Here is a 21,383-nt window from a genome sequence, read left to right on the forward strand (position 1 = left end):
GTTCAAGATTATTCCTTGCGCATAGCGCTAACTGGAGAATGAAGTTGCAACTTGAGAATGTGAAACTGGCCGTAGTCGGCTTGGGATATGTCGGTTTGCCTTTGGCGGTAGAGTTTGGCAAAAAGCGTTCCGTTATTGGTTTTGACATTAACGCGCGTCGTGTCGCCGAACTCAAGGAAGGGGTAGACCGTACTTTGGAGGTCGAGAGCGTAGAGCTGGCCCAGGCTAGTGGTCTGAGCTATTCCTGCGAGGCTGATGAGCTGGCTCAGGCCAATGTGTTCATCGTGACCGTGCCGACACCTATTGATCAATTCAAGCAGCCTGATCTGACCCCGCTGGTCCGTGCTTCCGAGACGATCGGTAAAGTGCTCAAGCGTGGCGATATCGTCATATACGAATCCACGGTTTACCCTGGCGCTACCGAAGAAGTGTGTGTGCCCGTGCTGGAACAAGTGTCGGGTCTGCGTTTTAACGAGGATTTTTACGCCGGTTACAGTCCGGAGCGTATCAATCCGGGTGACAAGGAACACCGCGTTTCCACCATCAAAAAAGTAACGTCCGGCTCGACGCCTGAAGTGGCTGAGTTAGTGGATGCCTTGTATCGCGAAATCATTGTGGTGGGCACCTTCAAGGCCAGCTCCATTCGTGTGGCTGAGGCTGCCAAGGTGATCGAGAACACCCAGCGTGACGTGAATATCGCTCTGATCAACGAATTGGCCCTGATTTTCAACCGTCTGGGCATCGATACCCTGGACGTGCTGGAAGCGGCGGGCACCAAGTGGAACTTCCTGCCTTTCCGTCCCGGTCTGGTGGGCGGTCACTGCATTGGCGTAGACCCCTATTACCTGACCCACAAGGCGCAAGCCATCGGCTACCACCCCGAGATTATTCTGGCTGGTCGTCGTCTGAACGACTCGATGGGCGGCTACGTGGCTTCACAACTGGTTAAAGCTATGACCAAGCGCCGCATCCAGGTGCAAGGTGCGCGCGTCCTGTTGTTGGGTCTGGCCTTTAAGGAAAACTGCCCGGATCTGCGTAATACCCGAATTGTCGATATCGTGCATGAACTCAAGCAATACGATGTCCATGTAGACGTGTATGACCCATGGGTTGACCCCAAAGAAGCCCAGCACGAATACGGTATTACGCCTGTCGAGACTCCCCAAGCAGGTGAGTACGACGGCGTGATCGTGGCTGTTGCCCACAAGCAGTTCAAAGAGATGGGTGTGGAAGGCGTGCGCCAATGGGGCAAGCCCGAGCATGTACTCTATGACTTGAAGTATGTGTTCGATCGCGAACAGTCTGATCTGCGCCTTTAATTTCGGAAAGCATTATGAGCTCTACATTTGAACAGGCGAACCAGCAGTTGCGTCACCAGCCCAAAACCTGGCTGGTGACGGGCTGTGCCGGCTTTATCGGGTCCAACCTGCTGGAAGCTCTGCTGAAAATGGATCAGCAGGTGGTGGGTCTGGACAACTTTGCAACCGGCCACCAATACAATCTGGATGAAGTGCGTGATCAGGTCGGTGCCGAGCGCTGGGCCCGTTTTCGCTTTATTGAAGGCGATATTCGCAGCCTGGATACCTGTCGCGAAGCCGTCAAGGGCGTGGACTATGTGCTGCACCAGGCGGCTCTGGGTTCGGTACCACGTTCCTTGAACGATCCGCTCACGTCCAACGAGGTCAATGTGAGCGGTGCCCTGAATATGATGGTGGCAGCGCGTGACGAACAGGTTAAAGCCTTTGTGTATGCGGCTTCCAGCTCTACGTATGGTGATCACCCCGGCTTGCCCAAGGTGGAAGATACGATTGGTCGCCCTTTGTCCCCCTACGCGGTCACCAAATTCGTGAACGAGCTGTATGCGGATGTGTTTGCCCGTGCCTATGGCTTTTCCAGCGTGGGCCTGCGTTACTTCAACGTGTTTGGTAAACGTCAGGACCCTAACGGTGCATACGCCGCAGTGATTCCTAAATGGGTCTCGGCCATGATCCAGAACCAGGATGTGCAAATCAATGGGGATGGCCAAACCAGCCGCGATTTCTGCTTTATCGACAACGTCATTCAAATGAATATCCTGGCCGCCGTGCAGCAAAAGCCGGCTGTGGCTGAGGTGTATAACGTCGCTGTCAATGCCCGCACCAGCCTGAACGAGTTGTTCGAGCACTTGAAGCAGACCTTGAGCAGCAATGGTGTGAATTACACCAAGCAGCCCATCTATGCCGATTTTCGCGCCGGTGATGTACTGCACTCCCAAGCGGATATCACCAAGGCTCGTACACAATTGGGTTACGAGCCGACTCACACGATGTTGCAGGGCTTGAATACAGCCATGCCCTGGTACGTGGCGTTCCTGAGTTGATTTGGGCCGGCCTGAAAGCACGTCTGTCTAGTCTGCATGACGACCACCGCCGCATCGCCCTGGGGGCGATGCGGGTGGCGTTTTTTCTATTGCTGGGCAAGGCAGCGGGCGCTTTCAAAGAAATGGCGGTGGCCTATCGCTACGGTGTAAGCGATGTCGTCGATGCCTACCAGTTCACAATGGTCATGGCCAACTGGTTGCCAGTGACGATTGTCGGCTCTATGTCTGTGGTGTTGATTCCCGTGCTGGTGCGCTTGCATCGTCTGGAACCGGCTGCGCGCAGCCGTTTTCTGGGTGAGCTCAAAGCCTGGTGCATTGTGCTGGGCTGCGTATTGGGAGTCTTGATCTGGATTAGCTGGCCCTGGGTGCTGCAATGGACCGGACAAGGGCTAAGCCCTGCCGTTCATGAAATGAGCCGGGAGTTGTTGTTTGCCTTTGCGCCTGCGGCGGTTCTAACGCTGATGATTGGCCTGAGTGCCGCCCGCTTGCGGGCACATGAGCGGCATATCAATACCTTGCTGGAAAGTGTCCCAGCCTTTGTCATTCTGATCTGGGTGCTGGCAGCGGGCGGGAATGCCGGTATTGGTCCCTTGCTTTGGGGCACCTTACTGGGCATGACCATTCAGGCGGTGTGGCTGATGATTCTGGCCTCACGGGCCGATCAGATCTGGGCTCGCCCCACAATCAGCCTGCGTGCCGAGCAGTGGCCGGATTTGCTCAAGGCCGCCACCATCATGCTGGTGGGGCAGGTTGCCATGAGCTTTGTCGGCCCTATCGACCAATATACGGCGGCCAATTTGGGGGCTAATGCCAACGCGACGTTGGGCTACGCCACTCGTTTGCTGGCTCTGGTGCTGGGGGTGGGTGCTGCCTCCGTAGGCCGTGCTGCCTTGCCTGTACTGGCTGATATTCAAAGTCGGGGTGATAACGCCCGTGCTCGCTCCATGGCCTTGAAGTGGTCGGTCATGATGTTGCTGGCCGGTGGGGTGGCTGCCGCTATTGGCGTTCTGTTGGCTCCTTGGGGGGTGGCACTGCTGTTTGAGCGTGGTGCGTTCACGGCGCAGGATACGGCCACTGTCGCCCAGGTGTTTAGCTGGGGGTTGGTGCAACTGCCCTTTTATTTTGGGGTGCTGATTCTGGTGCAGTTGCTGGCCAGTCAGAACCGTTATAAATCCATGGCAATCATTGCCGTGATCAATTTTTTGGTGAAAGCGGCCCTGAACCCGATTCTGGCGGCGCGCATGGGCCCGTCGGGCATCATGCTGGCGACCAGTCTGATGTATGCGGCTTCTTTCACTTGTTATTTCATCTTGGCCTTGAGGCCAGCCAGTGCCTTCGCGTCTGGTTCGCAGGAATAGGAAAACGTGCACAGTAGTCATTCGGTCGTTCGCCCTCATATCATGCTGCTTATCCACTCTTTGGGTGGAGGCGGGGCAGAACGTGTTGCCGTCGATTTAAGCGCAGCCTGGGTGGCGCGTGGCTATCGAGTGTCTTTGGTGACTCAGGCTGGCCGTGATAAAGATGCGTATACCGTGGCAGAAGGCGTGGAGCGCCATGTGCTCGGGACGGCAGGTAGCAGTCGTGGGCGTCTGGATGCCTTGTGGAAGAACTGGCGCCGAGTACGTCGAGTACGCTCGCTGATACGCAAAACCAAGCCCGATGTGGTGCTGGGTATGATGACAACCTCCTCGGTTCTGGCCATTTCTGCCGCCAAAGGCTTGCCCTGCAAGGTGATTGCGACCGAGCATACACATCCTCCCTCCCAGTCCATGTCTTCTTTCTGGCAAAAGGCCCGTTTGCGTACTTATCCCCAAGCCCATGCGGTGATTGCCCTGACTGCCGGTACGGCAGACTGGCTGCGCGAGCATGTGCCCGGCAGTCAGGTGCAGGTGATCCCCAATGCCGTGCGTTGGCCTATGGACAGCACCGAACCTGTTGTGCCCGTGCCCGAGCTGCCAAAAGGGCGTAAACGCTTATTGGCCGTAGGGCGACTGCACCCGGTCAAGGGGTTTGACACCCTGATTGAATCGTTTGCCATGCTGTCCAACTATTTCCCCGATTGGGATTTGGTGATTCTGGGCGAAGGCGAGCAGCGCGCTCCTTTGGAAGCACGTATTGAAGAGCTGGAGCTGCAAGAGCGGATTGCGCTGCCCGGTCGGGTCGGCAATATGGCGGACTGGTACGAGCAGTCTGATCTGTATGTGCTCAGTTCCCGAATGGAAGGCTTGTCCAACAGTTTGTTGGAAGCGATGGCCAGTGGTTTGACGGCGGTAGCCTTTGATTGCGACACCGGCCCGCGTGAGATCATTCGCGCCAATATCGACGGTGTCTTGGTACGTCCGGTCGAAGATGTGGAAGCGCTGGCCGCCCATTTATCCGATCTGATGTCCAACGAGGACAAACGCCAGAGGTTGGCGCGTCGTGCCATAGATGTGCGCGACCGCTTTTCCTCGGCCCGCGTTCTGGCGCTGTGGCAGCAAGTGTTGGAACAGTGTTGGCGTCGGCCTTAAAATGGCGCTTTTCTTAGTGCCAGCAGGCTCAAACTACCTGGTCGATGAGCCCATGGAGGCCCAGTGAATATTCTGTTTTTCGTCAGCTCCCTGAACGCAGGCGGTGCCGAGCGTGTCGCTTCTACCTTGGCCAATGCCTGGGGGCTGCGAGGCGATCAGGTCACCCTGGTGCCGACCTACAGCGGTGGGGGCAGTGCCTTTTACCCTATCGACTCCAAGGTGGAGCTGGTGTGGTTGGCCCACCGCATGCGTGGCAGTTGGCTGCCTAAACCTTTGACCAAGCTGCGCGCCATGCGCAAGTTGGTGCGTGAAAAACAGCCCGATGTCATCGTGTCGTTTCTGACCAATGTGAATATCAATGTTTTGCTGGGACTGGGCGGCATGGGCGTCCCTATTGTGGTGGGCGAGCGTACCAACCCGGCCTTTAGCAGCAGTGCGGGCAAGCTGTTGCAAAGTCTGCGCCGTCGTCTGTATCCCAAGGCTCAGGTGGTCACCGTTCAGACCCGAGCCAGTGTCGCGGCGTTTCAGGCCATGGTGCCGGGCATGAAACAGGTCATGGTCGTGCCCAACCCTTTGCCGCAGGCTTTGGATGCCGTGCAACGCGAGGTACGGGTAGAAGAGAACCGACACTGCACCTTGATGGCGATGGGGCGTCTGGTGCCTTCCAAGCGCTTTGATGTTTTGATCCGCGTGTTTGCAGGACTGGCTGCCGAGTACCCGGAATGGAAATTGAAAATCTGGGGCGATGGTCCGCAGCGGGCCCAATTGGTGCAGCAGATTGCCATGTCCGGTGCTGCTGACCGTATCGAGCTGGCTGGAAAAACAGCCCAGCCCTGGCAGGAAATGGCACGCTCCCATGCTTTTGTTATGACTTCGGAAGTGGAAGGTTTCCCGAACGTGCTGCTGGAGGCCATGGCGATGGGCTTGCCCACCGTGACGGTTGATTGCCCCAGCGGCCCGCGCGAGATCAGCTCCGATGGCAAAGACGCCTTGTTGGTTCCGGTAGGGGACGAAGGCGCCTTGACCGCTGCCCTGGCCGAATTGATGGGTGATGGCGTGTTTCGGGGTGTATTGGGCCGACGTGCCGCTGCAGCGGTGCGCCAGCGTTATGAACTAGAGCAGGTTTTGCGTAACTGGGACCAGGTCTTTCAGGCCGCCCGTGGCGGTATAGAAGAAGGAGCCAAAGCATGAGTGCATTGCAGCCAAGGTCGTTGAATCAGGAAACAAACGCCGTGGATGGCGCGCTGGAGAAAACAACGCCGCCTTTGCGTGTCGTGCACATTATTGCGGGACTGGGGCAGGGCGGGGCAGAGACGGTCTTGTTCCGTCTGGTGACGGCTCCTGGCCAAGATACCGAACATATTGTGATTTCTCTGGGCGAGGAGGATGTTTTTGGACCGCAATTGCGTGCTGCTGACATTCCTTTGTACTGCCTGCATATGCACTCGCCGCTGGGCTTTTTGAAGGGCTTGCGATCCTTGACACGCGTGTTGCGTGAGGTGCAGCCCGATGTGGTGCAGACCTGGATGTATCACTCCGACCTGATTGGTGGCGCCGCCGCCCGACTGGTTGGCATTCCCGCAGTGTCCTGGGGTATTCGCAACTCCGGCGCGAATCTGTATCAAGGCAGCCCGAAGGCCCGTATGGTGGCCTGGTTGTGTGCCCGTTTGTCACGCTTTATCCCTAACCTGATTGTGTCCTGCGCAGAAAACGCTGCCCGACGCCATAAGCAATGGGGTTATCGCGCCGACATCATGAAGGTAATCCCCAATGGCTACGACCTGAGCCGTTGGCACCCCGATCAGCAAGCACGCGAGGAAGTACGTGATGAATTGGGGTTGTCACTGGATACGCCTGTTATCGGTAGTGTGGCCCGCTGGAATCCACTGAAAGACCACCCTAATTTGCTGGCCGCTTTAGCCCGTAGTCTGCATCGTCATCCTGGCTTGCGTTGCCTGCTGATTGGTGACGGTATGGACAGCGATAACGAAACCTTGATGCGCTTGCTGGATCAGCATCAACTTCGCGAGAGCGTCATCCTGATGGGGCGACGCACCGACGTACCCCGCTTGATGAATGCGCTGGACGTGCATGTACTGTCAAGCTCGGCGGAGGGTTTTCCGAACGTGGTATGTGAAGCCATGGCTGCCGGTGTGTCCAATGTCGTTACCGATGTGGGCGATGCTGCCTTGATCGTGGGCAATGAGGGCTGGATTGTGCCTCCCAGTAATGCCGAAGCCTTGGCTGGTGCCATCAATAGTGCGGTTGATGAGCTGGGTGCGCCTTCCTGGCAGGCTCGCCATGAGCATGCCCGTGAACGGGTTGCCCGTCTGTTTTCTCTGGAAGGCATGGTCAAGAACTACACACAGGCCTGGAAGACACTGACAGCGCAGTATCCGCCCAAACGCAAGCGTAGTCGGCAAGCCTTGAATGTGTTGACGGACGATTCCAGCAAGAAAACACGCATGCTGATGTTCGTGGTCAATAACCCCGCTTTTTTCCTGTCACACCGTTTGCCTTTGGCGCAAGCCGCGCAGCGTGAAGGCTATGACGTGCATGTGGCCACCATGGATGGCCCGGCAGTCGCCCAGATCGAGCGTCACGGCTTGCACCACCATGCTTTGCCCATGACGCGTAGCGGAACCAATCCCTTGCAAGAATTGCAAACCATCTGGGCCTTGTGGCGTCTGTTTCGTCGGGAGCGCCCCGAACTGGTACACGCGGTCACCATCAAACCTGTTTTGTACGGCGGTATTGCTGCGCGACTGGCCGGTGTGCCGGGTTTTCTGGCTGCCGTATCTGGCTTGGGTTATGTATTTACCAAGCGCGACAAATCATTTGATCCCGTGCGCTGGATTGCTCTGCAGCTTTATCGCATTGCTCTGGGACATCCCAATAGCCGAGTGATTTTCCAGAACAGCAATGACCGTGATGTCTTGCTGGAGGATCGTGTGGTCAAACGCGATCAGTGTGTCCTGATTCGTGGTTCCGGCGTAGATCTGAACGAGTTTCAGGCGGTGCCAGAGCCAGAAGGCCCCCCCGTCGCTTTGATGGTGTCGCGCCTATTGGTGGACAAAGGGGTTCGAGAGTTCGTTGAAGCAGCACGCATCAGTGCTGCTCAAGGCAGCCCGGTGAAATGGGTATTGGCGGGCAGCCCGGATCCCGGCAACCCCGCCAGTATCAGCGAGCAGGAGTGGCAGAGCTGGCAAAAGCAGGGTGTGGTGCAGTGCCTGGGTGAACGTAGCGATATTGCGCAGTTGTATGCTCAATCGCACATTGCCGTGCTGCCGTCCTATCGTGAAGGTTTGCCTAAATCCTTGGTGGAAGCTGCGGCTTGCGGGCGGGCGGTGGTGACGACTGATGTACCCGGTTGTCGGGATGCCATTGAGCCTGGAGTAACGGGTGTGCTGGTACCAGTGCGTAATGCACAGGCCTTGGCGGCAGCCGTGATGGAACTGGGCGAGGATACGGCCAAGCGACAAGCCATGGGGGCGGAAAGCCGCCGCCTGGCGCAAGAGGCTTTTGATATTGACCGCATCAGTGCGGCTCATCTGAATCTGTATCAGTACTTGAGTCGTTAAGACTTGGACTGCCTTGGTTCTGGACCAAGGCATCAAAAACGGGCTGAACTGTTTGCTGTGACTTGGGGTTGAATCCACGGTTTCAGAGACAGTTCAGCTCTTTTCTTACCGCCGGGTCGCGCCAAGGCTAGTCGCCCCTGGTAAAAAGTGCCCCCTTGGGGGCAGCAATCTTAGAAAGGCAAAGCAGCATCCGGCTTCAAGGCCAGCAGTGCCGCGCGGAATTCACCCTGAATTCGATCCAGCGCCTCTTGGGACTGCGCTTCAAAGCGCAGCACAATGACCGGTGTGGTGTTGGAGGCACGAGCCAGGCCGAAGCCATCCGGGTACTCGGCACGTACACCATCAATCGTATTGAGTTGATTGGAACTGGGGAAACGGCCTTCTTTTTGCAGGCGGGCAATCAAGGCATGCGGCTCGCCCTCGGCCAGAGGCAGCTTCAGTTCCGGTGTAGACAGGTCTTGTGGCAAGGCTTCCAGCTCGGCCGTCGGGTTGTCGCCGCGTGAAAGAATCGCTAGAAGGCGTGCGCCGGTATACAGGCCATCGTCAAAGCCGTACCAGCCTTCCTTGAAGAACACGTGGCCGCTCATCTCGCCAGCTAAAGGAGCGCCTGTCTCGGCCAGTTTGGCCTTGATCAGCGAATGGCCGGTTTGCCACATCAAAGGTTCACCACCGGCCTTGGCAATTTCCAGGGCAACGTGGCGGCTGCATTTCACGTCAAAAATAATGGTGGAGCCGGGTTCACGCTGCAAAATGTCGCGTGCGTACAGAATCAATTGACGGTCGGGCCAGATGATCTGACCGGAGCGTGTCACCACACCCAGGCGGTCGGCATCGCCGTCAAAGGCCAGGCCCACTTCGCAGTTCGTGTTTTGAACATGGGCGATCAGGTCTTGCAGATTGTGCGGCTCGGCCGGGTCAGGGTGGTGGTTGGGGAAGCTGCCATCTACCTCTTCAAACAGCATATCCACGTCGCAGCCCAGAGCTTTGAACAGGCGGGCGGCCACAACGCCACCCACGCCGTTGCCACAGTCCAGGGCAATTTTCATGGGACGGGCCAGTTTGACACGTTCAGCGATCGTGTTGACATATTGGCCCAGCAAGTCCTTTTTCTCGCCCGTGCCTGCCTGAGCCGTTGGTTCAATACCGGCTTGCATGCGCTTCATCAGGCTCTGGATGTCCTGGCCGTGCAAGGTTTTGCCAGCCATCATCATCTTGAAGCCGTTGTAGTTGGACGGATTATGGCTGCCCGTGATGGCCACGCCCGAGCCGGTTTCCAGCACATTGGCCGCAAAATAGACGACGGGAGTAGGAACCATGCCCAGATCTACGGTATTGACCCCACCGGCCTGAATGCCTTTTTGCAGGGCTTGAGACAAGGCCGGGCTGCTGTGACGGCCGTCATAGCCCACGACTAAGGTTTGGACGGCTTGTTCACGGGCAGAGGCGGCCAACGCCAGGCCGAGCTGGTAGGCAAAGTCAGGATTCAGTTGTTCGGGGACCGTGCCTCGAATATCGTAGGCTTTGAATACGGCAGTCGGTAGGGCAGGAAGTTGGGTCACGTCGCGTCCTGAAGGGGATAAACAAAGAAAGCAGTTTAGCGCGAATGTCCCCGGCTTTCGTGAGTTACCATTAAGAGCTGTAGCGCGACAGCAAGAGCGCCTGATTGTTTTTCTTGAGTGGCTTGGGTCATGACTTTTCTGAACGAACTTGAACAGCGTATTGGTCAGCAACACGTGCTGACGGGACAATCCATGCAGCAGTACCTGGAAGATTGGCGTGGACGCTATATCGGTACTGCTTTGGCGGTGGCCCGGCCTGCAACGACGCAAGAAGTGGCCCAGGTCGTGCGTCTATGCGCCGAGCATCGTGTGCCCATCGTCCCTCAAGGCGGCAATACCGGCTTGTGTGGGGGGGCGACGCCGGACAATAGCGCGACAGCACTAGTGCTGTCTTTGGAGCGCTTGAACAAGATTCGCAGTGTGGATACGGAAAACGACACCATGGTGGTGGAAGCAGGCTGCATTTTGCAAAACGTGCAGCAAGCTGCTCGCGACCATCAGCGCCTGTTTCCCTTAAGTCTGGCCGCAGAAGGCAGTTGCACCATTGGTGGCAATCTGGCCACCAATGCGGGTGGTACACAGGTTCTGCGTTACGGTAATGCTCGTGACCTGACTTTGGGGCTGGAGGTCGTGACGGCCCAGGGCGAGATCCTGCATGGTCTGCTTGGCTTGCGTAAAGACAATACCGGCTACGACCTGCGCAACCTGTTCATTGGTAGCGAAGGTACCCTGGGCATCATCACCGCCGCCACCATCAAGCTCTATCCCCAGCCAGTAGCGGCATGTACCGCCTTGCTGGCGCTGAACACCATTGAAGATGCCATACAAGTGTTGGCGCTGGCCCGTCAGGGTCTGGCCGCTTCCTTGACCGGCTTTGAGCTGATTGCAGGCAATTGCCTGCAAGCCGTGCTGCATTGCTACCCTGATCAACGCATGCCTTTCCAGGGCCCGGCAGAAAAAGCGGCCTGGTATGCCTTGCTGGAGCTGTCCGACAGCGAGAGCCTGGAGCATGCCCGCGAGCGCTTTGAAAGCGTGATCGGTCAGGCCCTGGAGCAAGACTTGGTGCAAGACGCCGTCATTGCCGAGACCATTGCACAAAGCAAGGCGCTCTGGCACTTGCGTGAAAGCATTCCGCTGGCTGAAAAAACCTATGGCAAAAGCATCAAGCATGATGTTTCCCTTCCCGTGTCTGTGATGTCCCAATTTGTGCATGAGACGGACAAGGCCTTGCAGGAAGCCTTCCCCGGTCTGGAAAACGTAACGTTCGGGCATTTGGGCGACGGCAACTTGCACTACAACGTGGCGCGTGGGACGGCTTTCACGGAACAAGAGCTGTTAAAGCGCCAGGACGAGATTTACGCCCTGGTACATGACAGCGTGCACCGCTTCAATGGTTCGATCAGCGCCGAGCATGGTGTGGGTCAACTCAAGCGCCAACTGCTGCCACGTTATAAAGATCCCGTTTCCCTGGCCTTGATGAAGCAAATCAAGACGGCGCTGGATCCTTTGGGAATCATGAACCCCGGTAAGGTATTGCCCGACTGACCGAAGTTACTTGGTGTGTAGATGTTTTTTCGTCCTTATATCGTTGCCAGTGCCGTCTTGTTTACGGTTTTGGGAATCGTCGCGGCAGTGACGATGGGTTCGGCAACGGATCTGTCACTCAGCGCCTATTTCTATGATTCGCAAGTCCAGGACTTCTCCTGGCGTCTGCAGCCTTTTGTGGATTTGTTCGGGCGCAGACTGGTGTGGTTCGTCCCTTTTGGCGGTGCAGTCATATGGACGATGGTGGCTTGGCGCCAGCCCAAGGGCTCGTGCCGCCAATTGGCTTGGGCGGGGGCGGCTTTCTTCATGGGCAGTGGCCCCTTGTTAGTGGGTGTGCTGAAACATCTGACCGCTATGCCGCGTCCCTTTAATTTGGCCATGTTTGGTGGTACAGAATCCATGCCTGACTATTTTTGGGCGCACTCTTGGGCGCAGGCGGGCAATGCCTTGCCCAGTGCCCATGCCGCATCTGGCTTTGTGCTCTTGTCCCTGTTTTTTGTAGGCCTCATGATAGGGTGCCGCAAGTTGGCCATCGGGGGCTTTGTGCTGGGTATCAGCGCAGGTTTGCTGTTTGGTTTTTTGCGCATTATGCAGGGCTACCATTTCATTAGCCAAGTGCTGGCCTCCGGTGCTGTTTTAGGGTTGTACGGCTGTGGGCTGTTTTATATCCTGTGGTCTTGGGCCAGACGCAAGCAATTGCCTGCTTAGTGGTTTTTAATCTGCAAAAGGGGACGTCAAGTCCCCTTTGTCATTTTAACGAGTCCTGTTTTTGAGAGCTGGTACGTAAAAACACCCCGAAGCCAGATGCGGGCTTCGGGGTGTCGTTCACAAGCAAGCGTCTCTTGCCAATCAGACCTTGGCAGGCATGGACCGCCTGTGCTTAAGGTATGGCAGGCAATACGCGTCCGGCGCACTCACCGAAAGACAGGGTCGGGTAGCCCTCTTGACGGCACTGGCCCTTCAAGATGATCTCGTCCTGATCTTCCAGGAACTTGCGTTGTTCGCCCCAAGGCAGATCAATGGGGTTTTTACCGCCCTGGTTCATCTCCAGTAAAGAGCCTTCCTGACCTTTGGCTGGGCCGGACAAGGTGCCGGTACCCAGCAGGTCGCCGGTTTGCAGATTGCAGCCGTTGACGCTGTGGTGGGCGACCAGTTGGGCCACGGTCCAATAGGCTTCCTTGAAGTTGCTGCGCGAGAGTAAGGCCGGATCTTTCTTTTGCTGACGAGACTGCTCGGTGCTCAGGTACACCTCCAGTTCCACGTCCAGAACGCCACTTTCTTGGTTGGCCTGATCCTGCAAATAGGGCAGAGGCTGAGGATCGGACTCGGGGCGGTTGAATGGGCGACGGAAGGGAGCCAGGGCTTCCAGCGTCACCACCCAAGGGGAGATCGTCGAGGCAAAGTTCTTGGCCAGGAAAGGGCCCAAAGGTTGGTATTCCCAAGCCTGCAGATCGCGGGCCGACCAGTCATTGAACAGGCACAGACCAAAAACGTGCTCGTCTGCCTGAGCGATAGGGATACGGTGACCCGCTTCGTTGCCTTTGCCAATCAGAATGCCCATTTCCAGCTCGAAGTCCAGGCGTTGGCAAGGACCAAAGTTGGGCTGCTCCTGCCCCTCGGGTGGGCGGGTCTGGCCGACAGGACGTGGGAACTGCTGGCCGGATACGCCGATGCTGGAGGCGCGACCGTGGTAGCCAATCGGGACCCACTTGTAGTTGGGCAGCAAGGGCGCATCGGGGCGGAACTGTTTTCCTATCGCCGTTGCGTGGTGCACGGAAATGTAGAAATCGGTGTAGTCGCCAATTTGGGCGGGCAGGGCGTATTCCAGCTTGCTGCGCTCGATCAGCATGGGGCGCAGGCGCGACTCGGCCGAAGCACCCTGGCGCAGGTCATGCGACAAGGCCGCACGTAGCGCGCTCCAGTATTCCTGGCCCAAGGCCATCAGCTCATTGAGTGCAGGTTTGACGCAAGCGGCCAAGGCGTCGGCGGCTTGGCCGTGCCAGGGAGTATCGCTGGCCAACAGCCCCAGGTCCAGCGCGTAAGGGCCAATGGCCACCATGACGCGAAAGTCCTCCTGACTGTCACGGCGACGGGCCACGGCAAAGGGCAGGTTCTGGATGGGGAAACCGTTATCGGCCTCGTTCGCGCCGGGCACCCAGCTTTGCAGCTTGGGGTCGTGAGTGTCATTCAGATAAGGTCGGGTCATGCCTTTTGTTCCGTAGAGAAGTGTTTTTCCAGTCCGTCCCAGACGGCATCGTAATTGGCTTGCAGACTGCCGCTTTGCAAGGCCTGTGGCGAGGGGCGGATAACTTTGCGTGTCTCGAACATAAAGGCCATGGTACCGCGCAGATAGTCCGCCTTGCTCAGGTCCGCAGAGCTGGCCTTGTCAAAGGTGTTGGCGTCGGGGCCATGCGGGCTCATGCAATTGTGCAGGCTGGAGCCGCCCGGTGCAAAGCCGTCGGCCTTGGCATCGTACACACCGTGTATCAGTCCCATGAATTCGCTGGCGAAGTTACGGTGGAACCACGGTGGGCGGAAGGTGTTTTCCATGGCCAGAATGCGTGGCGGGAAAATGGCGAAGTCCAGGTTGGCCGTGCCGGGGGTGTCGGAGGGCGAGGTCAGTACGCTGAAAATGCACGGGTCGGGGTGATCATAGCTGATCGAGCCGATCACGTTAAAGTCGCGTAAATCGTATTTGTAGGGGGCGTGCGTGCCATGCCAGGCCACCACATCCAACGGTGAGTGCGTCAGTTGGGCAACCCAGAAGCCGCCTGTGAATTTGGTGACCAGCTCATGAGGCTCGTTCACGTCCTCATACCAGGCCACGGGTGTCTTGAAGTCACGGGCATTGGCCAGGCCGTTAGAGCCGATCGGGCCCAGTTCAGGTAAACGCAGGGGAGCACCGAAGTTTTCCAGCAGATAACCGCGTGCCACGTCGTCCAGCAACTCGACCTTGAAGCGTACGCCACGCGGCATGACGGCAATCTCGCAAGGCTCGATTTCCATGATGCCCAGTTCGCTGACCAGACGCAGGCGACCCTGCTCAGGCACGAACATCATTTCGGCGTCGGCGTTATAGAACACGCGCCGTCCCATGGACTGGTTGATGGCGTACAGATGGATGGCAATGCCGCTTTGCGAATCACTGCTGCCATTGCCTGCCCAGGTATGGACGCCGGCCAGAAAATCGGTTGGCTTGCCGGGTAGATTCAGCGGGTTCCAGCGCAAACGGTTGGGGTTGGCCGGGCCTTGTCCGAAGTCTTCATTCCAATAAGGAGCGCCTTCAAAGGCCGTAAATGCCCCTTGCTTGGCGCTGGGGCGAATGCGGTACAGCCAGGAGCGGCGGTTGTCGGCACGCGGCGCGGTAAAGGCTGTGCCGGACAACTGCTCGGCATACAAGCCATACGGACACTTTTGGGGCGAATTGCGTCCAATGGGCAGCGCACCGGGCAGCGCCTCGGTGGCAAAAGCGTTACCAAAACCAATCTGATAGTTCAACGAGCTCATTAGGGGTCTCCAGATTCAGGCAGCCTGCTCCAGGCAGGTCTGGCGGGCGGCATCCAAGGCTTGCTTGATCACATCCAGCGAGCCGACATGATTGCACAGCAAAAGTACCAAAGCGGCATTCATGGCATGACTTTGTGCCGTGCTCAGGCCTTGGTGGGCATCGATCAACATTTGGTAGAAATCGTCAGCCCGTTCCAGGGGGGTATCGGTATTCAGTGTAGACATGAAGCACTCTCCAGGAAATGGCCACAGGCTTTGTGTATGGCAGTCTGGACAGCTTGTCCGTCCAGATGACGCCAGCGGGCGCACAGGTGTTGATCAGGGCGGATCAGATAGCAGGAACCGGGCTGAGCGTCGTAACGTTGGCGCAGCATATCCTGGCTGTCGATGATGCCGCCTTGGGCCTGGGCTGCGCTAGTGCCTGCGGGCCAGACGCGCAGGCGGGTCAACAGCCCTTGGGCGACCAGTTCCTCGATTGCTTCAGGTTGTTTGACCTGGCCTTCGCCAAACTCCAGCAGGGTGAAACCGGCTCCTAATTGAGCGAGCCACCAATCGTCCTGACCGTTCTTTTGAACAGGTGCATCGGGCACGCAGGCGCCTAGCGCGGTGGCACTTGCAGAAAACTCGTGTGTGTCAGCCGTATTCAAGGGGCTGTCCGGATAGGCGCTGGGCAAAGACAGGCGGCCGCTATTGACCAGTACACGGGCAAAGGCGTGGCGACGTGCCAGGATCAGGGCCGCATCACGGAACAGGCGGCTGACTTCGCTTTTAGGGGTAATGAAATCGGTTGAACGGCTGGAGTGGCGGATGTTCTCGTCCGCGGCCAGTTCACGTTCATGGCTATAGCTGTCCAGCAGGCTGTCGGGAGCCTGGGCATTCAGAACCAGATTCAGCTTCCAGGCTAGATTGTCGGCGTCCTGGATACCGCTATTGGCGCCGCGTGCGCCAAAAGGCGAGACACGGTGGGCCGAGTCCCCGGCAAACAGAATACGGCCATGGCGGAAGCGTTCCATGCGCTCGCAGGCAAAGGTGTAAATACTGACCCATTCCAGCTCAAAGGGGGCGTCGGCCCCCAGGAGAGCGCGAATGCGGGGCAGCACGTTTTCGGGTTTGACGGCTTCAACCGGGTCGGCATCCCAGCCCAATTGGAAGTCGATGCGCCAGACATTGTCCGGCTGGCTGTGCAGCAGAACAGATTGATTGGGATGGAAGGGCGGGTCAAACCAGAACCAGCGTTCAGCGGGGAAGTCGGCCTGCATGCGCACATCTGCAATCAGGAAACGGTCCTTGAACACGCGTCCGCTGCTGCTTTCACCCAAGGCACGGCGAATGGCCGAGCGCGAGCCGTCGCAGGCCAGTAGCCATTCTGCTTCCAGGGTGTAATTGCCTTGCTGGGTTTCTACGTCCAGATGCACGCCTTCTGCCTGGTTCACCACGTTCAGCACTTTATGGCCGGAACGCAGCTCGATCAGGGGCTGGGCGCAGACGGCCTCGTATAGATAGCCTTCGCAGTAGTACTGCTGCAAATTGATAAAGGCAGGGCGCTGGTGGCCTTCTTCGGGCCGCAGATTAAAGCTCCAGACTTCCTGGTTGCGGAAAAAAACCTTGCCCACATTCCAGGACACACCTTTGTCCATCATGCGTGAGCCCACGCCCAATCGGTCCCAGATATCCAGAGTGCGTTTGGCAAAGCAAATGGCCCGTGATCCCTTGGACAGACTGGTGTCGTCGTCCAGAATCACGACCTGGTGGCCTTTGGCCGCCAGATCCAGAGCCATGGTTAGCCCCACCGGGCCAGCACCCACCACCACCACCGGGTGGCGGGCATGGGTAGCCGGTGGGGGCGCTTGCGTCAGCTCCAGGGTCTGGTAATTAATGTCTCCCATTTTCTTTCTCCCTGGCCTTGCGTCTTACTGACCTTCGAGCTGTTTCCACATTTCCAGATCGCGCTCGGCAGTCCAGATGCGTGGGTCTTCGTGACCGTTGACTTCGTCGTAGGCACGAGACACGTCAAAGGGCATGCAGTGATCAAAAATGACCCAGTCTGCGTAGCGAGGCTTCATGAAATCGTAGGTTTCGCGGTAAATGGTCTTTAGATCTTTACCGGCTGCCGCGCCTTGCTGCACGCTGGCGTACAGGTCTGTCAAAAATGCGCGCGTGCCGGCCAGAGCCTGACGCACCTCGGTGGCATTTTTCAGTGCCGGGCCACGGCCTGGCACCATTTGTTCAGCGTTGAACTCGCCCAGGCGATCCAGTGTGCGGGGCCATTCGCGGAAGTAGCAGTCGCCGGCGTAAGGGGTGGATTGGTATTCAACCAGGTCACCGGCGAACAGGATTTTCTGCTTGGGCAGCCAGGCAATGGTGTCGCCCTTGGTGTGGCCACGGCCCACTTGCATCAGGTGTACTTCCAGATTGCCCAGGTCTACCGTCATGTGACCTTCAAAGGTCATGGTGGGCCAGGTCAGGCCGGGGGGAATGGACTCGGCATTGCGGAACAAGCGGGGGAAGCGGCCAATTTCGCTGGCCTTGTCTTGCTCGCCGCGCTCCACAATCAAGTCGTAGGTGTCGCGGCTGGCCAGGATTTCCTGGGCGTCGTAGGCCGAGGCGCCCAACACACGTACGGCGTGGTAGTGCGACAGCAAGACATACTTGATGGGCTTGTCGCTGACTTCACGGATGCGGCGAATCACGTCTTCAGCCATGACAGGCGTGGCCTGGGTGTCGATCACCATAATGGCCTCGTCACCGATGATGATGCCCGTATTCGGATCACCCTCAGCCGTATAGGCGTAGGCGTTGTCGGACAGTTTTTCAAAGGCAACGACTTTGTCTTCCAGGTCGTTATGCGAGGCGAAGGACTTGCTCATGAAAATGACTCCACAGTCGATAGGGATGGCGTCAGATTAGTTTATGGTGAATCAGTTAGATATAGGTGAATACCTGAATAGGGCAGGCTTAATGGGAAACAGGCAGACGAGCGCCTGCCTGCCTTATTGGGCATCAGGTGTTTTAGAGAGGGGGGAGAGGAGGCTTAGCGGCGCTGGCAGCGAGAGCAGTAATACGTTGCGCGTTGGCCTTGGACTATCCGTTTGATAGGCTGTTGGCAGCGAGTGCAGGGTTTGCCCACACGCTCATACACATTGGCGTGAATATCGAAGTAGGCACCCGGTTCGCCACTGGCGTTGACGTAATCGCGCAAGGTGCTGCCGCCTGAGTCCAGGGCAGATTGCAAGGTGCTCAAGATGGCCGAATGCAGTTTTTCGCAGCGATGCAAGGAGACCTCACCGGCAGGCAGCTCGGGGTGAATACCGGCCAGGAACAGGGACTCGGACGCATAAATATTGCCTACCCCCACCACAATCTTGCCGCCCAGTAGAGCTTGCTTGATGGCGATGCGTCGTCCTTGCAAGTAGCGGTGCAGGTATTGCGGGGTGAACAAGGGATCAAACGGTTCGATCCCTAAAGTACGTAGTAAAGGGTGGTTTTCCAGAGGGCCGTCCCTATGGGCGTGCCATAATATCGCACCAAACCGTCGTGGGTCGTGCAGCAGGAAGCGGGCCTGATCAAAAATCCATTCCGCATGATCATGTTTGCGGCGTTCTTCGTTCTGATCCACACGACGCAAGGAGCCGGACATGCCTAAATGGATGATCTGGACGCCTTGTTCAAAATGCAACAACAAGTATTTGCCTCGACGCGTGCAATTGTTGACGGCCTGGCCTTCAATCCATTGCGGTAAACAGGCAGGCACGGGCCAGCGCAGACGAGGCTCGTGAACCAGGAATTGTCGGACATTTTTTCCCTGGATAAGCGTCGCAATTCCGCGACGAGTTGTTTCAACTTCTGGCAGTTCAGGCATGGGGGGGTGATACCATCAACAAATCTGATTCCTTTATTGTGCCATCGGGCGTTTTCTCGCGCGTATCAGGGCACGGGTTTTTCTGGATGAATGCTCTGACCTTAGCACTAAAGCTGGGCCTGATGTCGTTGCTTGCAGCGGTTTCGGCGCAAGCACAAACCTCTCTTCCCATCCTCAAGGCGGAGCCGCCAGCAGACACCATCCGTTTGCGTAGTGGGCAATTGCCCTTGGTCGGTTTGACCCCGGATATTCTGTATCGCATTTTGGTTGCTGAGATCGCCGCGACGCGCGGTGAATATGATATTGCCAGCCAGACGTTTCTTGCTTTGGCAAGAGATACCAGCGATCCGCGCCTGGCTCAAAGTGCCTTTCAGTACGCCATGGCCGATCGTGATTTAGGCCGTGCGCTGCGTGCGGCCAAAGAGTGGGCCTTGCTGGCCCCCAACGATCCCGAAGCCAAAGCGACGGCCCTGGCGCTGGAAGCCTCCAGCGGTCAGACTGAAGGTTTGGCCGATGCCTTGTGGCTGCGTATCTCCCGTGCCCAGGATAAAGAGCAAGCCGTGGTGCAGGCCATGAGCATGGTCAGCAAAATGGTGGATCGTCGTCTAGCGCTGGAAGTGCTGGACAAGGCCTTGCAGCAGCCCGTACGTTCCTTGCCTATCGCTCGTCTGGCTTTGGCAGACACCGCCTGGAGTGCCGGTGATGTGAACCGTGCGGAACGTGAAGCGCGTGAAGCCCTGAAACTGGACCCACATTCTGAAGCGGCCGCGCAGCGCGTGCTGGAATACGGTATCAAAGTTGATCCTTCGGCTGCTTTGCAAAGTGCCCGCGTTTTTGTGCGAGACAACCCGGACAGCCGCAAGCTGCAACTATTGCTGGCCAACCGTCTGGTTGAGCGCCAGCAGTTTGGCGAAGCCCAGGCTATTGTGGGGGCCTTGCAGCGTGCCAATCCCGAAGATTTTGATCTGTTGTATACCCAGGCTGAAATTCATATTCGTGCCAAAGAGTATGACCAAGCCCGTAAATTGCTGGAGCAATATATTGCGGTTCAGCAGCAGCGACGCCAGTCCTTGAACGATGCCGTTAACACCGCCTTGGCCAGTATTTCCGAAGCGCGTTTGTCGTTGGTGCAAATCGCTGAAGCCCAAGGCGATATGAACGAGGCGATTCGTCAATTGGATTTGATAGAAGAACCGGCGCTGCGTTTTCAGGCCCAGATTCATAAAGCCGTCCTGCAAGCCCGCCAAGGGAATCTGCCGCAAGCACGTCTTACCTTGGAAAACTCTCGTCCACGCGATATGAGTGAACAGGTCGTCGTGGCTTTGACGTATTCCTCTATTTACCAAGAGAGCGGTCGTACCGATCAGGCGCTGGAAGTGCTGGAGCGCGCCGATCGTGAGTTGCCCGATAGCGCTGAGATCAAATACAACCTGGCCATGCTGTACGAGCAGCGTGCCAAGCACGACAAGTTTGAAGCCTTGATGCGTCGTGTCATTGAACTGCGCCCGGACCATGCCAATGCGTATAACGCCTTGGGCTACACCTATGCGGATCAGAATCGTCGCATGGACGAGGCTCAGGACTTGCTGGAACGCGCGATGGAGCTGGAGCCGGACAATCCCTATATTCTGGATAGCGTAGGTTGGTACCTGTTCCGTATGGGTGATCTGCAAGCGGCACTGGAGTATTTGCAGCGCTCCTACGAGCGCCTGCCTGAAGCTGACGTTGCCGCCCATCTGGGTGAAGTGCTGTGGGTAAAAGGCCGTCGTGATGATGCCATGCTGGTATTTCGGGCTGCTCTGAGCAAGGACGCCGAAAACCGAACGTTGAAAGAAACCATTAAGCGTCTGGGAGTACCGCTGCCGTGAGTATCTTGAAACAGCGAGTCTGGAGCTGGGCAGGGGCCTTGGTCCTGTTTGCCTTGCTAAGCGCATGTGCGACACCGCCCAAACCCGATGTTGGCAATGCTGCAGATGCGTCCCAAGCGGCAAGCGCTTTGTCTCGTTCCGGTCGCTTTGCGCTGAGCGTGACTCACTCCAGTTCCCAGGTGGAGGCTGTGCAGGGGGGCTTTTCCTGGCGCGATGATGGTCGCAAGCTGATGTTGGACCTGAGCAATCCTTTGGGCAATACCTTGGCGCGTGTCTGGGTGTTGCCAGGTCAGGCCCTGCTGGAGCGCACGGATGGCAGTCAGGAAGTTGCCTCCCATCCCGATGCCCTGGTTGAACAGGTCTTGGGCAGTCCCGTTCCTGTGGCAGGCTTGCGTGACTGGCTGCATGGCCGCACGGGCAGTGCCCCTGTTCAACGCGAGCGCAGAGACGATCAACAAAAGCTGAGCAGTTTCGAGCAGTCCGGCTGGCGTGTGACGCTGTCGCGTTACGACGAACAAGGCCCGCGTTTGCTGCAATTGAATCGACACGAAGCCAACCGCTCCATCAGCGTGCGTTTGGTTGTGGATCAGTAAAG

17 protein-coding genes and 1 pseudogene are annotated in these 21,383 nt (G+C 57.5%); 11 read left to right on the forward strand and 7 right to left on the reverse strand.

What is annotated here, in order from left to right; all coding sequences use genetic code 11:
- Positions 1-38 precede the first annotated feature (38 nt).
- The 7 genes and pseudogenes from tviB (at position 39) to AB7E06_RS14920 (ending at position 8,450) form a co-directional block, all read left to right on the forward strand.
- Complete coding sequence (gene tviB / locus AB7E06_RS14890; protein WP_427957451.1) at positions 39-1,319, forward strand: Vi polysaccharide biosynthesis UDP-N-acetylglucosamine C-6 dehydrogenase TviB; 1,281 nt, start codon at positions 39-41, stop codon at positions 1,317-1,319.
- A gap of 14 nt (positions 1,320-1,333) precedes the next feature.
- Entirely contained in the window at positions 1,334-2,359 is a 1,026-nt protein-coding gene (locus tag AB7E06_RS14895) for an SDR family oxidoreductase (RefSeq protein WP_125277095.1), read from the forward strand.
- A complete protein-coding gene (murJ, locus tag AB7E06_RS14900; RefSeq protein WP_094195596.1) occupies positions 2,356-3,717 on the forward strand; it encodes a murein biosynthesis integral membrane protein MurJ in 1,362 nt (453 codons plus the stop codon). The genes AB7E06_RS14895 and murJ overlap by 4 nt, the downstream gene beginning before the upstream one ends.
- A 42-nt stretch (positions 3,718-3,759) precedes the next feature.
- Complete coding sequence (locus AB7E06_RS14905) at positions 3,760-4,869, forward strand: glycosyltransferase family 4 protein (RefSeq protein WP_108728761.1); 1,110 nt, start codon at positions 3,760-3,762, stop codon at positions 4,867-4,869.
- A gap of 63 nt (positions 4,870-4,932) precedes the next feature.
- Entirely contained in the window at positions 4,933-6,060 is a 1,128-nt protein-coding gene (locus tag AB7E06_RS14910) for a glycosyltransferase family 4 protein (RefSeq protein ID WP_094195598.1), read from the forward strand.
- Positions 6,057-7,127: pseudogene (locus AB7E06_RS14915) on the forward strand (glycosyltransferase); the annotation flags it as partial. The gene AB7E06_RS14910 and the pseudogene AB7E06_RS14915, both read left to right, overlap by 4 nt.
- 207 nt (positions 7,128-7,334) lie before the next feature.
- Positions 7,335-8,450 (forward strand): glycosyltransferase family 4 protein, encoded by a 1,116-nt coding sequence (locus tag AB7E06_RS14920; RefSeq protein WP_319802202.1) that lies wholly within the window; start codon positions 7,335-7,337, stop codon positions 8,448-8,450.
- Between the two features lie 170 nt (positions 8,451-8,620).
- Here AB7E06_RS14920 and AB7E06_RS14925 read toward each other — a convergent pair whose 3' ends face one another.
- Positions 8,621-10,009, reverse strand: a complete 1,389-nt coding sequence (locus AB7E06_RS14925) for a phosphomannomutase/phosphoglucomutase (RefSeq protein WP_346549025.1) — start codon at positions 10,007-10,009, stop codon at positions 8,621-8,623.
- A 129-nt stretch (positions 10,010-10,138) separates the two neighbouring features.
- Between AB7E06_RS14925 and AB7E06_RS14930 the strand changes: the two genes are divergently transcribed.
- Complete coding sequence (locus tag AB7E06_RS14930) at positions 10,139-11,554, forward strand: FAD-binding oxidoreductase (RefSeq protein ID WP_108728126.1); 1,416 nt, start codon at positions 10,139-10,141, stop codon at positions 11,552-11,554.
- Positions 11,555-11,575: 21 nt separating this feature from the next.
- The gene (locus tag AB7E06_RS14935; RefSeq protein WP_108728125.1) at positions 11,576-12,262 is read left to right on the forward strand and encodes a phosphatase PAP2 family protein; all 687 of its coding nucleotides are present in this window, start codon (positions 11,576-11,578) and stop codon (positions 12,260-12,262) included.
- Positions 12,263-12,434: 172 nt separating this feature from the next.
- Here AB7E06_RS14935 and fahA read toward each other — a convergent pair whose 3' ends face one another.
- From fahA to mutM, 6 genes are all read right to left on the reverse strand, one after another.
- Complete coding sequence (fahA, locus tag AB7E06_RS14940) at positions 12,435-13,760, reverse strand: fumarylacetoacetase (RefSeq protein WP_094195603.1); 1,326 nt, start codon at positions 13,758-13,760, stop codon at positions 12,435-12,437.
- Positions 13,757-15,061, reverse strand: coding sequence for a homogentisate 1,2-dioxygenase (hmgA, locus tag AB7E06_RS14945; RefSeq protein ID WP_094195604.1), 1,305 nt, complete (start codon positions 15,059-15,061; stop codon positions 13,757-13,759). The genes fahA and hmgA overlap by 4 nt, the downstream gene beginning before the upstream one ends.
- A gap of 15 nt (positions 15,062-15,076) precedes the next feature.
- Positions 15,077-15,286, reverse strand: a complete 210-nt coding sequence (locus tag AB7E06_RS14950) for a DUF2783 domain-containing protein (protein ID WP_009461092.1) — start codon at positions 15,284-15,286, stop codon at positions 15,077-15,079.
- Positions 15,274-16,947, reverse strand: coding sequence for an FAD-dependent oxidoreductase (locus AB7E06_RS14955; protein WP_125277090.1), 1,674 nt, complete (start codon positions 16,945-16,947; stop codon positions 15,274-15,276). Before AB7E06_RS14955 ends, AB7E06_RS14950 begins: the two co-directional genes overlap by 13 nt.
- Positions 16,948-16,971: 24 nt before the next feature.
- Complete coding sequence (locus AB7E06_RS14960) at positions 16,972-17,928, reverse strand: MBL fold metallo-hydrolase (RefSeq protein ID WP_094195606.1); 957 nt, start codon at positions 17,926-17,928, stop codon at positions 16,972-16,974.
- A 164-nt stretch (positions 17,929-18,092) separates the two neighbouring features.
- On the reverse strand, positions 18,093-18,920 hold the full coding sequence (mutM, locus tag AB7E06_RS14965) for a bifunctional DNA-formamidopyrimidine glycosylase/DNA-(apurinic or apyrimidinic site) lyase (RefSeq protein ID WP_094195607.1): 828 nt from the start codon (positions 18,918-18,920) through the stop codon (positions 18,093-18,095).
- Positions 18,921-19,042: 122 nt separating this feature from the next.
- On the opposite strand from mutM, the gene AB7E06_RS14970 reads away from it, so the two are divergent.
- Positions 19,043-20,788: a tetratricopeptide repeat protein gene (locus AB7E06_RS14970; protein ID WP_238988589.1), complete on the forward strand. Its 1,746-nt coding sequence runs from the start codon at positions 19,043-19,045 to the stop codon at positions 20,786-20,788.
- Positions 20,785-21,381: an outer membrane lipoprotein LolB gene (locus AB7E06_RS14975; RefSeq protein ID WP_321267713.1), complete on the forward strand. Its 597-nt coding sequence runs from the start codon at positions 20,785-20,787 to the stop codon at positions 21,379-21,381. Before AB7E06_RS14970 ends, AB7E06_RS14975 begins: the two co-directional genes overlap by 4 nt.
- Positions 21,382-21,383: the final 2 nt, after the last annotated feature.

This window comes from Alcaligenes sp., from assembly GCF_050255915.1.
GTDB lineage: Bacteria > Pseudomonadota > Gammaproteobacteria > Burkholderiales > Burkholderiaceae_B > Alcaligenes > Alcaligenes aquatilis.